Genomic DNA, 11,720 nt, shown 5'->3' with positions numbered 1-11,720 from the left:
TTTTTTTTTTTTTTTTTTTAAACTAAGAAAGTTTTTGTTTACTAAAACAGTTTAGTAGCAAAACAAAGCTTTCATTGTATTTTTTATTAATTTCACAACACTTTTAACGGAGATTTCTATGCAAAAACTTCCTTTTAAACAAATTGCGCTTGTTACACTTTTTTCACTAGGTATTGTTGCTTGTGGGAGCTCCGGTGGTGGTAACAATTCATCAAGCGGTACTTATGCAATTGGTGATGTAAGATTTGAGAGAGATGGCGCAGGAGAACTCGTTGATGCAAGACATAAAATTGTTAATGCGTCGGAGAGTAATGCAAGCGTTTATAAACAAGTTTATGAAACACTCGTCAATCAAACAGGAGAAAATGCGTATCATCAATCCTATACTGCTTATGGATTACACAATATGGGAACATCTGATTCACCGGACTATCGTGTTGTTTTTGCAGCAAAAGATATACCTAATACCCTACCAACTAACTTAGATGCCAGTTATCAAGGAAAAGCTATTTTCACTGATCCAGAACAAGCAAATCAATTCTTAAGCGGTACAATGAATATGACCATTAAGGATGAGGGAATTACTGGAGCGTTTGACTTTGCTCAAAATGGAAAACTTACTATTAGCGGAGAAATTAACACTGAAGAAAATATGGCTGAAATCAGCAAAATGGGTAATGGGCGTGCTTTTAATATGTTCGGTGAAGTAAACGGTGATATTAAAGGTTATACCCTTAACGGTTATTTCTACGGTTCTGTTGCAGGTAAACAATATGAAGAGGTTGTGGGTGCAATAACCGGTAATTTAAAACAAGGAACGACACAGATTGAAGCGCAAGGCGTATTCGCTGGTAGCAAACAATAATATAACCAATCAATACACTTCATAAGAAGTGTATTGATTATTCTGTAACATTAATGTTTTATGACCATAATGAAAAATAAATTTCTCTTTCCTTTAATCCTTTTTTTATCATTCTCTGTTCAAGCAAATTCTGTTGTATCTACAGAAAATATGCCAAACACTAATATTGATTTTTGGCAAGAACAATTTAAAAATAATAAAGACCTTACTGAAAAAGGATTAAATCTTGCTATTCAACAAAGAGATTTTAATTTAATTAATACATTTTTATCTTTATATCTAACTTTTCCTAAACCGGATCAGTTCTTAGTTCTGTTCGCTGAAAGTCTTTTAGCTCAGAATGAACAAAACTATACCAAATCGATCAATTTATTACGACGAATCCTTGCTATCAATCCTAAATTAAATCCGGTACGGCTCGAATTAGCCAAAGCTCTCTTTTTAAATCAACAAAATAATGAAGCACAAGCGCAATTTGAGCTTGTCAAATCAGATAATTTACCTCCGGCTCTTGAACAACTCATTGATTTATATCTTGAAGCAATTCAACGACGTAATCGTTGGTATAGTCAATTTAACGCCTATTATACCCAAACCGATAATGTCAATAACGTTTCTTCAGATATAAATATTGGGAATACAGGTTTTCTGAAAAATCCAAGTATGCTGCCTCAATCGGCACACGGTATTGCTTTTAGCAACAACATAGGAAAAGATTTCAATCTAATATCTACGCATTATCTTGCCTTAGGAAACTATCTTAATGGTAAATACTATTGGGATAATCACGATTATACTGATATTCAAGATCGCCTTAATCTAGGCTATAAATATAAAAATGCAGTTCAACAATTAGCAATTTTACCTTTTTATCAATGGCGATGGGTAGCTAATAAACGATATCAACAAAGTTATGGTATTTCCCTAGCGTGGTCGCATTGGCTAAATAATCATTTTCAATTATCTAACACACTTGAATACGCAAAAAATAAATATTCACAAACCAAAATATTAGATGGGGATAGCAAATCCATTTCCAGCACTTTATTTTGGTTACCGAAAAGCACTCAATTTATATATATAGGATTTGATGCACTGTGGGAAAATACACAAGAAAAGCAATATTCTCATCATACGCATAGCCTACGCTTAGGTTGGAAACAGGAATGGAAGCTTGGAATTTCTAGTCAGATAAATTTTTCTATTTCAAAACGTAAATATCATGATCAAGCTGTACTAGGGGGCATTTTACCGCTTAATAAAACGAGGAAAGATCATATCTATCAAGCTAACTTAACCCTATGGAAACGAGATTGGCAATGGTGGAATATTACACCGAAACTACAATTTAATTGGAAACAACAGGTAAGTAATATTCCGTCAATGTATTCTTATACAGATAAGAACATCAATCTGTTATTTGAAAAACAATTTTGATTAAATATTTGGAATTAAATATTTACCAAAATCTTCAATTAAAAATCACTATCTATTATCCACGCTGCTTTTTAACCAATAAAAAAGCCTGATATCGAAAATATCAGGCTTACTCCAAAATTCCATCTCTCGCTTAGTGGTGATGATGCCCACCGCAGCCACAGCCACCGTGTCCACCTCCGCAGCAGCCATCTTCATCATCGTGATGATGATGTCCTCCGCAACACCCCTCACCTTCTTGATGTAAATGACCATGTGCAATCTCTTCTGCTGTAGCTTCACGCACAGAAACAACTTCAACAGTAAATAATAAAGTTTGACCGGCAAGCATATGGTTACCATCAACTACTACATCTTCATCCGTTACTTCAGTAATAACAACCGGTAATGGTCCGATGTCAGTGTCAGCAATAAAACGCATTCCCGCCTGTAACTCATCAACACCGTGGAACACATCTTTCGGCACACGTTGCACTAAATTGTCATTATATTCACCATAACCCTCTTGTGGTGATACTTTCACGTCAAATTTTTCACCAACTTCTTTGCCTTCCAATGCATTTTCTAAGCCGATAACAAGATTATTATGACCTTGTAAATAAAGTAACGGTTGATTCGCAGGTGCTTCATCTACTAACACACCATCTTCAGTACGAACTTGATATGCAATACCTACTACGTAATTTTTTGCAACTTTCATTAATTTCTCCAATTATTTAGGGATAAAGTGCGGATTGTAACGGAATTTCTACTTTTCCGATAGAGCAATAACAACATTTGCCTCAATCGATAATTGAGATTCCCCCGGTGTAAAACTAACAGCATTACCATCTTCCTGTATTTCAGCAACTTTAGCCATACGCAAAGGCGCTGCTCTCATCATATAATCAACATTATTTTGGTCGATATTCATATTAATAATTCGATATTGATTGTAATGTAATCCAGATTTGATTAATTCCGCCTGTTGCTGTACCTGTGTCAACAATGACTGCAATAACTTATCTCGTTGCTGTTTTTGCAATTCAGTAGAAACAAAAAATTTGGTTGACTGTACAAGGAAATCTTTCGGTAAATCCGAAACAAATTGTGCAATTTCACTAAAACTACTACTTTCTAACACTAAATTCGCTTTTAACGTCCAACTTGCCATTTTGCCTTTTTGATCATAATTAGCGTAACTTTGTCGTTGATTATTGGATAATTTAATATTTTTATATTGTTTTATTTTAGTGACCGCCTTTTCTACCCGCTCCTCAATTTCCTGAGAACTTTTCGCCGAAAGATGCTCTCCGGTGAGTTGAGTGCTGATAATTAACTGAACTTTATCTTGAGGAACAACCGTTTCAGCTGAAACCCTAAAACTGACTTTTAATGTTTCTTCACTATTAGTCGGCTCCGCTTTTACCGGCGAAGCTACCATCATTAAACAACAAACAAAACCTGAAAAATAGTGAATAAATGTTTTTTTCATATGACTCCTTTAGAAAATAACAAAACAATTAAAAAGCTAGTCTATTCGCTGTCAAACCAACCACGAATAAACTGAATAGATAAAAATAATGTTACTAACAATATGACATATAAGATATAGCTCACAATTGGTTTTGAAGCAGTAGCATCCTGCGCAACCTCTTTAATCGAAACGACATTACTGAACTCATCAAACATTGTGATACGCCACCCATAATATTTTACTTCAACCAATTTACGCTCGTTAGCAAAGCCCTGAGCTTTAGCTTGCAAATTAGCTGAATCAAACTTGAAGTAGAAAGGAAACCCCCATCGAGTGTCTTCATTACGATACACCATCACTTTATCTGTTTTGGGGTCTTGTGTATAAATATAATAAACATCACGTGTCGGCCCATCTGCCGGATTAGATTTAGTAATCGGGCCATCCTTATCAACACGTTTGACTTCAACGCCCGTCACTTCTTTGATTGCATAACTTGGAAAGGTATAATTTACTCCTGCAGCCAAAATCAAATGCACACATAACGTAACCAATAGGAAAAACCAAAAGAAAAAACGGCGTAATGTAGAATGCTGAGCCATAATTATTTCCTCATTTCATAGATAACATTGCTTTATCCTAGCATATTATTGTGACAAATTAACGCCAAATAAGTTGCTAAAATTATTAGTAGTGATCTGGGCTAACTCTTCAACGGAAACACCTTTTAAGGTTGCAACATATTCACACACCTCTCTGACATAAGCAGGCTGATTTTGTTTACCACGATATGGCACCGGCGCAAGATAAGGGGAATCCGTTTCTACTAGAAGACGTTCAAGCGGCACGTGACGGATCACTTGGCGAATATCTTCTGCATTTCTGAAGGTGATAATACCGGAAACAGAAATATAAAAACCTAATGCTAATGCCTGCTCCGCAAACCATTGATTTTCTGTAAAACAGTGGATTACTCCGCCACAACGTTCAGCGTGCTGTTCCTTCAATAAGCGAATGGTATCTTCTCCTGCAGAACGGGTATGAATAATCACCGGTTTCTTAAATTCATTAGCAATATCAATCTGCTGTGCGAAACAATCTTGTTGCTGCTGCTTATTATCCGCACTGTAATAGTAATCTAAACCGATCTCACCTACCGCCACCACTTCAGGCAAGGCAATAATCTCTCTCAATTTGGCGCTATCAAATACCTCTTCACCAATATCCAACGGATGTATACCACAAGAATAGGAAATATCATTACGATGCGATAACTGCTGTTGTAGCTGGTGAAAGCGAGAAATACCTACGCCAATTGCCAAGCAGTGTTTCACATCACGCTGTTTCGCTTTTTCCAACACCTCATCCACATTTTTATGTAAAGTTTCATAATCTAATGCGTCTAAATGACAATGGGAATCTACAATAAACATTTTTTAACCTTCAAATACCTGTTCTATCATTTTAATTAATCCATCTGTAATAATCAGTTCCTGATTTACACCATTAATCGACATTAAATCTGCGCGCATTTGCCGAACAATTAGCAATGCACGATAAATTTTCAATGTCGGTACTGCTTGCGCAAATGCGATAATCCCAGATTGCAAATCCCGACATAACCAATTTTGATAAATATGCAAACTGCATTTCAAAGTATCTAATAAAAATGATTCCAACCAATTAAGCTGTGTAACTGACTGTTCTGTTTCAAAATAGGGCAACAATATAAGTAAATTTTTATTGCGATAAAATTTCCAAAATTGTCGTAAAAAAGCGAGTCGTTGCGCAATTTCCCCTTTTTCTAAACTGATTTTAGCGGCGAATGGACGTTGATAATTCATCAACAAAGCTGTTTTCATTTGTTCAAGATCGGAAAAACCTTGCTGTTGCAACCAATCTATTCCTTGTTGCATTGTCGGTAATGGCAATGCCCATTGCTGACAACGACTCTGAATCGTTGCCAATACACGATGTTCAACATTAGTTTGCAAAATAAAATAGCAATCTTCTGTCGGCTCTTCTAATGTTTTCAACAATGCGTTAGCAGCAGCTTCCGTAAGCTGTTCTATTCCTTGTAAATAAACCACTTTTGATGTTTGCTGTTGACTGCGACGAGATAGCTTATCCGCCACTTCACGAATCGTATCAACGCTGATTTTTTTGCCTTCTTCACTATGAATAAAATAAAAATCGGGATGAGAATGATGCAAAAAAAGTTGACATTGACGACAATGCCCACAAGCTTCTTGTGGTTGTTTATCTTCACACAACAACCATTGAGCTAAGGCAAAACAAAATTGCTCAGCTCCATTATTATCAGCACTGCGAATTAACAGTGCGTGATGTCCGTAACCAGCTAAAAATGCTTGTATAATTTGTTGATAAATCGGAAATACCCAAGGTAAATCCACTATTTTTGTTGTTGAAACCATTGTGTAATTGCTTTTCTAAGTTGTTCATTTACCTTTGAAAAATCTAAATTGGCATTAATAGTAATACTCTTCTCATCATCATTAACCAGTTGCAAATAGCGTTGACGAGTACGTTGGAAAAAATCTATCTGCTGCTGTTCAATACGATCCAACTCACCTCGGCTACGCGCTCTTGCTAATCCGATTTCAGGATCAACATCCAAATAGAGCGTTAAATCTGGTGTAAAATCACCTAGTACCGCCTTTTTTAAGGTCATCAACAAATTAATGTCCAAACCACGTCCACCACCTTGATAGGCTTGTGATGATAAATCGTGTCGATCACCAATGACCCATTTACCTTGTTCCAATGCTGGTTTAATCACATTTTCCACCAATTGAACTCGAGCAGCATAAAGCATCAATAATTCTGCTTTATCGGTAATAACTTCATCACCTTCGCCCTGCTTGATTAATTGACGTAATTTCTCCGCCAATGGTGTGCCACCCGGTTCACGCGTGAATACGAACTCCTTTATACCTAGTTCTTTCAGTACAGCCACTACGGTCTCTCTTGCACTGGTTTTTCCCGCACCCTCCAAACCTTCCAGTACGATAAATTTTGCTATCATTCTTTATTTCCTTGCTGCGCTTTCCAATTTCGATACCAACGTAAATATTGCTGTACCGCACGATTATGTTCATTTAATGAACGACTAAATTTGTGTCCGCCACTACCGTCAGCAACAAAATAGAGATAATCTGTATCCGCCGGATTTGCCGCTGCTTCCAACGATGATTTATCCGGCATTGCAATCGGTGTAGGCGGTAAACCATCAATAACATAGGTATTATATGGCGTTGTTGCATTCAAATCCTGCTTACGGATATTGCCTTGATAATGTTCGCCCATTCCGTAAATCACGGTCGGATCAGTCTGCAATTTAATACCTCGTTTTAATCTATTGACAAAAACAGAGGCAATTTGTGGACGTTCCGACACAATAGAACTCTCTTTTTCAATAATTGAAGCTAAAATTAACAGCTCATATTCTGATTTTAACGGCAATGATTTATCTCGTTGTTCCCACGCCTGTTGCAATGTTTTTTGCATTTTATCTGCAGCGCGTTTTAACAGGGCAAGATCGGTTGAATTTGCAGTGTAATAATAGGTGTCAGGATAAAGCCAACCTTCAAGTTTACCTACTTTCACTGCCTCTTTCGGCAAGCCCAAAAGCTGATAAATTTCAGCTTCATTCTTATCTTTTAAATTGTGTTGAAGATACGGAGCTGCTGCCAAAGCTGCTTTCCACTGTTGAAATGTCGTTCCTTCCGGTAACGTTAAAGAAAATTGAACCTCTTTTCCACTGTGTATCAATGACAATAATTGCTCAAGATTATTGATATTCTTAAGAGAAAATGTACCGGCTTTCAAAGTATATTCCGGATGTAGCTTAAATAGATAAGGCAAACCCCAAATCTTTTTGTCGATTAAACCTTGCTGCAATAACAATTCGGAAAATTGCTTACTACTCGTCCCTTTCTCAATCGTTAATAACTGCTCCGGCTGATGTGAAATCGGTAATGTCAATAACTGAGTGAGATGACGATAAATCAATGTTGCCGCTACAGCTACACTAATGATTAAAACCAATAAAAAGATAAGAAATTTTTTCATTCGACTAAATAATGCTTTTAAAAAGGAGCTAAGTTTAGCATAAAATCATTTTGAATAAGACCAAGAGAACATTTAAAAAATAGCACACGCTAAGATGTGCTATTGAGAATCTATTTTTTTGCTGCCTGTAACGCTTGTAGAATATCCGATTTAATATCTTCAATATTCTCTAGACCAACTGAAAAACGTAATAAGCGGTTGCACACACCACGCGCAACTCTCTCCTCTTCAGGAATATCCATATGCGTTTGTGTTGCCGGATAAGTAATAAAACTTTCTGTACCGCCCAAACTCTCAGCAAAAGTAATTAATTTTAATGCTTTTAAAAATGGTACTACCCATTTTTCTTCACGCAATCGAAAAGAGAGCATTCCGCCTTTATTCGGATAAAGCACATCGGTAACATCATCCAAGTCATTTAAAAATTTTGCTATTTGTCTCGCATTTTGTTGGTGGCGCTCAACACGTAATGATAGTGTTTTTAACCCCCTGATGGTTAAATAACAATCAAATGGAGCCAACACAGCACCAGCACCATTTTGCATATAATAAAGACGATCACAAAGTTCCTGTCCTTTTGCTACAATCAACCCAGCCAACACATCATTATGCCCAGCGATATATTTAGTTGCACTGTGAATAACAATATCCGCACCATGCTCAATCGGTCTAAACAATACAGGTGTTAAAAAAGTGTTATCCACAATCAGTAACAAATTATGTGCTTTTGCCAATTTAGCAATGGCGGAAACATCGCACTCTTCCATCAATGGATTGGATGGTGTTTCCACAAAAATCGCTTTTGTATTTGATGTAATTGCCGCTTCGATTGCTTCCAAAGAGGCTGTATTAACGTAAACCGGTTTAACTCCGTGATTATTTTTGTAACAAAAATCCAATAAACGATACGTACCACCATAAACATCACTAGAAATAATCCACTCATCCGGGCTGGTAAACAGGCTCATAATCAGTTGAATAGCCGCCATACCTGATGAACAGGCAAAACCACGATCGCCTTGCTCTAAACGTGCAATACCATCTTCCAATACTTGGCGAGTCGGATTTTTAGTTCTGATATAGTCGAAATTATCTTTGGCAATGCCTTTAATATCGGTATGACCAAATGCAGTTGAAAGATGAATCGGGGTTGCAACAGCGCCGGTTGTAGCATCAGTACGATTACCAAGCTGTACTAATAAGGTGTCTATTGATTGTTGTGCCATAATGATTCCTAACAAAATTTAAAATATTTTTATATCAAGCTCATCATTCTTGCATAAACTACTATGACAGAAAAGTGATTCTATACAAATCAGCAAATTATTCACATTTATGAATAAAAAAACGACATTAAATTTTGATCATCAATTAATAAGTTTCTTTTTTCATCAATCAGACAAGAAATTAAAAATAATCGTTTGACAAAAAAATTCAATTCCGTAAAATGCGCCTCGTTGATTAGCGATGCTGTTAGCATAATTAATCTAAGCGGGAATAGCTCAGTTGGTAGAGCACGACCTTGCCAAGGTCGGGGTCGCGAGTTCGAGCCTCGTTTCCCGCTCCAATGCCCGGGTGGTGGAATCGGTAGACACAAGGGATTTAAAATCCCTCGGCTTTCGAGCTGTGCGAGTTCAAGTCTCGCCCCGGGCACCATTTAATAATAAGCGGGAATAGCTCAGTTGGTAGAGCACGACCTTGCCAAGGTCGGGGTCGCGAGTTCGAGCCTCGTTTCCCGCTCCAATAAATGGCGTGTTAGCAGAGAGGTTATGCACCGGATTGCAAATCCGTGGAGCTCGGTTCGATTCCGGGACACGCCTCCATAAAACATAAATATTCGCCCGGGTGGTGGAATCGGTAGACACAAGGGATTTAAAATCCCTCGGCTTTCGAGCTGTGCGAGTTCAAGTCTCGCCCCGGGCACCATTTATATCCTTTCAAATCAATATCTTATATTTTCCATTTATAACGCTACTTTATTAATTTCTCTCTTGGTGGCTGTTTGGTGGCTGTAAATCCGAAATTTTTTCTCGAAAAAATAGCCGTTTTTTTGGTGGCTGTTGTGACAAAAACAGATGTCACATTTATCATTTTTTCACCAATTTCCCACGTAAAATCGCCCTTTTTCTTTATTCATCATAGCGATAGCTGAAAATTTACTTTATTTTTCATTTTGCCAAACTGAAAACCGCTGTAATTTACTGAAAATTTCAGTTAAGATCATTTTAATGCGATCTGTTTCACTACAAGAATAACAAATAATATCTTTATTTCACCAACTGTTACAAAAAAAGCTGATACTTTAGGATATCAGCTTTTCATCAATAAGAACTAATAACAGTCAATGTATTATTTATTTTCGCTTTTTAATTCTGCAGCCTTATCAGCTATTGCTTTTGCAGCATCTTCAACTTTCTCTGCCGCCACATCTTTTGCATCAATTACAGCTTCTTTAGTCGCATCTACTTTTTCTGCTGTAGCCTGTTTTGCTTCTTCAACTTTCGCTACCGCTGCATCTTTTGCATCAATTACAGCTTCTTTAGTCGCATCTACTTTTTCTGCTGTAGCCTGTTTTGCTTCCTCAACTTTCGCTGTTGCTGCATCTTTCGCATCAATTACAGCTTCTTTAGTTGCATCTACTTTTTCTGCTGTAGCCTGTTTTGCTTCTTCAACTTTCGCTGTTGCTGCATCTTTTGCATCAATTACAGCTTCTTTAACATCATTTGCAGCTTGTTTTACATCTTCCACAGCTTTTGTAGCAACATTAGCCGCAGATTCTTTAGTATCTTTATCAAAACAACCTGTTAAAGCCAAAGAGGCACTTAAGACTAATGTAGCTAATAGTGTTTTTTTCATTACCAATTCCTTCTTGAGTTAATTACAGGGTAATCCATTAGGATTTATTAAAAATAAGCCTGCTTTTTACAAGCGACTTTCTACTAGACAACAATTTTTAGAGCATTACTCATCAATTGTTCTTAATAATTCATTGATTCCTACTTTTCCACGTGTCTTTTCATCAACCTTCTTCACAATTACTGCACAATATAAGCTATGTGAGCCATCTTTGCTTGGCAAACTACCTGAAACAACCACTGAACCAGCAGGCACACGACCATAATGGATCTCACCGGTTTCACGATCATAAATTTTGGTACTTTGACCAATAAACACACCCATCGAAATGACAGAACCTTCTTCGACAATTACACCCTCCACAATTTCAGATCTTGCACCAATAAAGCAGTTATCTTCAATAATAGTTGGATTTGCCTGCAATGGTTCCAATACACCACCGATTCCAACACCACCGGATAAATGAACATTTTTACCAATTTGTGCACAAGAACCAACTGTTGCCCAAGTATCAACCATTGTTCCTTCATCTACATAAGCGCCGATATTAACGTAAGACGGCATCAATACCGTATTTTTAGCAATAAATGCACCTTGACGAACTGCTGCCGGAGGAACAACTCGGAAACCTTCCTGTTTAAAACATTCTTCATCGTAATTCGCAAATTTCATCGGTACTTTATCGTAGTATTTTGTTTCAGCACCATCAACAATCTGATTATCATTAATACGGAAAGAGAGTAACACGGCTTTCTTTAACCACTGATTAACCACCCACTCACCATTCACTTTTTCAGCAACACGACGTTTACCTTTATCAAGATCTTGGATAACCTCTTCTACTGCGGCTCTTGTTACTGCATCCACTGTAGTTGGCGTAATTTCAGCACGTCTTTCAAACGCTTCTTCAATAATTTGTTGTAAATTTGACATAGTTTTCCCTATCAATAATTCCAAAAAAGAAGGCTAGTTTTATCATATTTTGCCGTTAAGCAAAAGATATTTCTAAAATCA

General features: G+C 37.0%; 12 protein-coding genes and 5 tRNA genes. 7 read left to right on the top strand and 10 right to left on the bottom strand.

Features of this window, described 5'->3' with window-relative positions:
* Nucleotides 1-118: 118 nt before the first annotated feature.
* Together QV04_RS00215 and QV04_RS00210 are read left to right on the top strand one after the other, a co-directional pair.
* Entirely contained in the window at nucleotides 119-865 is a 747-nt protein-coding gene (locus QV04_RS00215; RefSeq protein ID WP_065230931.1) for a hypothetical protein, read from the top strand.
* A 150-nt stretch (nucleotides 866-1,015) separates the two neighbouring features.
* On the top strand, nucleotides 1,016-2,302 hold the full coding sequence (locus tag QV04_RS00210) for a porin family protein (RefSeq protein ID WP_197494768.1): 1,287 nt from the start codon (nucleotides 1,016-1,018) through the stop codon (nucleotides 2,300-2,302).
* A 133-nt stretch (nucleotides 2,303-2,435) separates the two neighbouring features.
* Here the strand turns inward: QV04_RS00210 and slyD are convergent, their stop codons facing one another.
* The 8 genes from slyD to QV04_RS00170 form a co-directional block, all read right to left on the bottom strand.
* Nucleotides 2,436-3,002, bottom strand: coding sequence for a peptidylprolyl isomerase (slyD, locus tag QV04_RS00205; protein ID WP_039173660.1), 567 nt, complete (start codon nucleotides 3,000-3,002; stop codon nucleotides 2,436-2,438).
* Between the two features lie 48 nt (nucleotides 3,003-3,050).
* Nucleotides 3,051-3,776 carry an SIMPL domain-containing protein gene (locus QV04_RS00200; protein ID WP_065230930.1) on the bottom strand — a complete coding sequence of 242 codons (726 nt, stop codon included), beginning with the start codon at nucleotides 3,774-3,776 and terminating at the stop codon, nucleotides 3,051-3,053.
* 41 nt (nucleotides 3,777-3,817) lie between these two features.
* Nucleotides 3,818-4,360: a DUF1523 family protein gene (locus QV04_RS00195; RefSeq protein ID WP_039133786.1), complete on the bottom strand. Its 543-nt coding sequence runs from the start codon at nucleotides 4,358-4,360 to the stop codon at nucleotides 3,818-3,820.
* A 45-nt stretch (nucleotides 4,361-4,405) separates the two neighbouring features.
* A complete protein-coding gene (locus QV04_RS00190; RefSeq protein ID WP_065230929.1) occupies nucleotides 4,406-5,191 on the bottom strand; it encodes a YchF/TatD family DNA exonuclease in 786 nt (261 codons plus the stop codon).
* A gap of 3 nt (nucleotides 5,192-5,194) precedes the next feature.
* The gene (holB, locus tag QV04_RS00185) at nucleotides 5,195-6,193 is read right to left on the bottom strand and encodes a DNA polymerase III subunit delta' (RefSeq protein WP_039173664.1); all 999 of its coding nucleotides are present in this window, start codon (nucleotides 6,191-6,193) and stop codon (nucleotides 5,195-5,197) included.
* Complete coding sequence (gene tmk, locus QV04_RS00180; RefSeq protein WP_039133778.1) at nucleotides 6,172-6,804, bottom strand: dTMP kinase; 633 nt, start codon at nucleotides 6,802-6,804, stop codon at nucleotides 6,172-6,174. The genes holB and tmk overlap by 22 nt, the downstream gene beginning before the upstream one ends.
* Nucleotides 6,801-7,850, bottom strand: coding sequence for an endolytic transglycosylase MltG (mltG, locus tag QV04_RS00175; protein ID WP_065230928.1), 1,050 nt, complete (start codon nucleotides 7,848-7,850; stop codon nucleotides 6,801-6,803). The genes tmk and mltG overlap by 4 nt, the downstream gene beginning before the upstream one ends.
* Nucleotides 7,851-7,960: 110 nt before the next feature.
* Entirely contained in the window at nucleotides 7,961-9,076 is a 1,116-nt protein-coding gene (locus QV04_RS00170) for a methionine biosynthesis PLP-dependent protein (protein ID WP_065230927.1), read from the bottom strand.
* 265 nt (nucleotides 9,077-9,341) lie between these two features.
* Between QV04_RS00170 and QV04_RS00165 the strand changes: the two genes are divergently transcribed.
* The 5 genes from QV04_RS00165 to QV04_RS00145 all read left to right on the top strand — a co-directional run bounded on the left by QV04_RS00165 (nucleotide 9,342) and on the right by QV04_RS00145 (nucleotide 9,776).
* Nucleotides 9,342-9,417 (top strand) — tRNA-Gly (locus QV04_RS00165).
* Nucleotides 9,418-9,419: 2 nt separating this feature from the next.
* Nucleotides 9,420-9,506, top strand: a tRNA-Leu gene (locus tag QV04_RS00160).
* Nucleotides 9,507-9,517: 11 nt separating this feature from the next.
* Nucleotides 9,518-9,593 (top strand) — tRNA-Gly (locus QV04_RS00155).
* Nucleotides 9,594-9,599: 6 nt separating this feature from the next.
* A tRNA-Cys gene (locus tag QV04_RS00150) sits at nucleotides 9,600-9,673 on the top strand.
* A 16-nt stretch (nucleotides 9,674-9,689) separates the two neighbouring features.
* Nucleotides 9,690-9,776 (top strand) — tRNA-Leu (locus QV04_RS00145).
* A 423-nt stretch (nucleotides 9,777-10,199) separates the two neighbouring features.
* Here QV04_RS00145 and QV04_RS00140 read toward each other — a convergent pair.
* Both QV04_RS00140 and dapD read right to left on the bottom strand, forming a co-directional pair.
* The gene (locus QV04_RS00140) at nucleotides 10,200-10,706 is read right to left on the bottom strand and encodes a hypothetical protein (RefSeq protein ID WP_065233088.1); all 507 of its coding nucleotides are present in this window, start codon (nucleotides 10,704-10,706) and stop codon (nucleotides 10,200-10,202) included.
* 105 nt (nucleotides 10,707-10,811) lie between these two features.
* A complete protein-coding gene (gene dapD / locus QV04_RS00135; RefSeq protein ID WP_065230926.1) occupies nucleotides 10,812-11,639 on the bottom strand; it encodes a 2,3,4,5-tetrahydropyridine-2,6-dicarboxylate N-succinyltransferase in 828 nt (275 codons plus the stop codon).
* Between the last annotated feature and the right edge of the window lie 81 nt (nucleotides 11,640-11,720).

It is taken from the genome of Gallibacterium genomosp. 1 (genome assembly GCF_001678575.1).
Classification (GTDB): Bacteria; Pseudomonadota; Gammaproteobacteria; order Enterobacterales; family Pasteurellaceae; genus Gallibacterium.
Note: the sequence above shows the minus strand (reverse complement) of the source record. Positions and strands in the feature narration are given on the sequence as shown.

Bases quoted from the DNA above. Each gene is read 5' to 3' on its own strand.
- QV04_RS00215 (WP_065230931.1), top strand. From the start codon at position 119: ATGCAAAAACTTCCTTTTAAACAAATTGCGCTTGTTACACTTTTTTCA.
- QV04_RS00210 (WP_197494768.1), top strand. From the start codon at position 1,016: ATGCCAAACACTAATATTGATTTTTGGCAAGAACAATTTAAAAATAAT.
- slyD (WP_039173660.1), bottom strand. From the start codon at position 3,002: ATGAAAGTTGCAAAAAATTACGTAGTAGGTATTGCATATCAAGTTCGT.
- QV04_RS00200 (WP_065230930.1), bottom strand. From the start codon at position 3,776: ATGAAAAAAACATTTATTCACTATTTTTCAGGTTTTGTTTGTTGTTTA.
- QV04_RS00195 (WP_039133786.1), bottom strand. From the start codon at position 4,360: ATGGCTCAGCATTCTACATTACGCCGTTTTTTCTTTTGGTTTTTCCTA.
- QV04_RS00190 (WP_065230929.1), bottom strand. From the start codon at position 5,191: ATGTTTATTGTAGATTCCCATTGTCATTTAGACGCATTAGATTATGAA.
- holB (WP_039173664.1), bottom strand. From the start codon at position 6,193: ATGGTTTCAACAACAAAAATAGTGGATTTACCTTGGGTATTTCCGATT.
- tmk (WP_039133778.1), bottom strand. From the start codon at position 6,804: ATGATAGCAAAATTTATCGTACTGGAAGGTTTGGAGGGTGCGGGAAAA.
- mltG (WP_065230928.1), bottom strand. From the start codon at position 7,850: ATGAAAAAATTTCTTATCTTTTTATTGGTTTTAATCATTAGTGTAGCT.
- QV04_RS00170 (WP_065230927.1), bottom strand. From the start codon at position 9,076: ATGGCACAACAATCAATAGACACCTTATTAGTACAGCTTGGTAATCGT.
- QV04_RS00140 (WP_065233088.1), bottom strand. From the start codon at position 10,706: ATGAAAAAAACACTATTAGCTACATTAGTCTTAAGTGCCTCTTTGGCT.
- dapD (WP_065230926.1), bottom strand. From the start codon at position 11,639: ATGTCAAATTTACAACAAATTATTGAAGAAGCGTTTGAAAGACGTGCT.